Raw genomic sequence first — 950 nt, forward strand, 5'->3', positions numbered from 1 at the left:
ACGATTGACCAGGGCCGAGAATTTGTCCTGACCGAGGCACTCGGTCAACAGTGGGGGGCGCAAACATACGCTTACCACGCTCATAGCTCCTGGGAAAAAGGCTCGGTGGAGAACACCAATGGGCTACTGCGACAATTTTTCCCTAAGGGAACGGATTTTACCGAGACCGCCTTGGAAGAAGTGCTTGTGGTACAGCATTTACTGAACAACAGACCCAGAAAGGGGTTAGGTTTTCGCACGCCCTCTGAGGTACACTTGGAACATCAGAGGTGTGCGCTAGCAACTTGAACTCGCCATAATTTCTCAATCGTGATGTAATGGTTCTTCTGCAACGACAGGCTGAATATCATTGGCCGCTACGTCGAGGCGACCACCACCAAATCCAGCATTGCTGTCTGAGTATTGATTGGTAGGGTTAACATAAGCGAAGGTCGGACTAACCACTCGCCAGTCATTGTGATCCTTGAGAGCGTAGCTGCCATAAGAAATTATGCCATCAGAATTGACATCTACTCTAGTACTAGTCGTTTTTAAGCCGTCGTTGTTCCAATCAATCCACGCTAGACTGCGTCCGATACCGTTGTTTTCATTGATAGCGCCTTCATCCATAGTAGTATCCGTACCGTATGAGTAATCCATCTTGAATGTTGTCATGCACGGATCGTTGTAAGTCAAATCAGCACAGGTGTACTTTTGCTGTTTAGCACGCTCCCAAACCCTGTCGGCAGTATCGTCAAGGCCCGCAATTTGGTAGGTGTAATTCATTATCGAGTAGTAATTGGGCTTCCAATTAGTATCTTCAAATCCACCATGCCGTAGGCCCAAAGTATGACCAAACTCGTGCATGATTGTCGACCCCTGCTGATTGGCATACTGAGAGGCTGTCTGAGGCCCATATCGTCGGAGTATCCATGCTGCCCTCTTCATCAGGCGCACAATCGCTGGAGCAG

At 48.7% G+C, this 950-nt stretch carries 2 protein-coding genes; one reads left to right on the forward strand and one right to left on the reverse strand.

What is annotated here, in order from left to right:
- Positions 1 to 288: IS30 family transposase (locus QZ269_RS13250; protein WP_291427164.1), on the forward strand; the 288-nt coding region annotated here is incomplete at its 5' end.
- A 15-nt stretch (positions 289 to 303) separates the two neighbouring features.
- Here QZ269_RS13250 and QZ269_RS13255 read toward each other — a convergent pair.
- On the reverse strand, positions 304 to 950 hold a 647-nt coding region (locus tag QZ269_RS13255; RefSeq protein ID WP_291427165.1), incomplete at its 5' end, for a hypothetical protein.

Source organism: Deinococcus sp., assembly GCF_018260405.1.
Taxonomy (GTDB): Bacteria; Deinococcota; Deinococci; order Deinococcales; family Deinococcaceae; genus Deinococcus.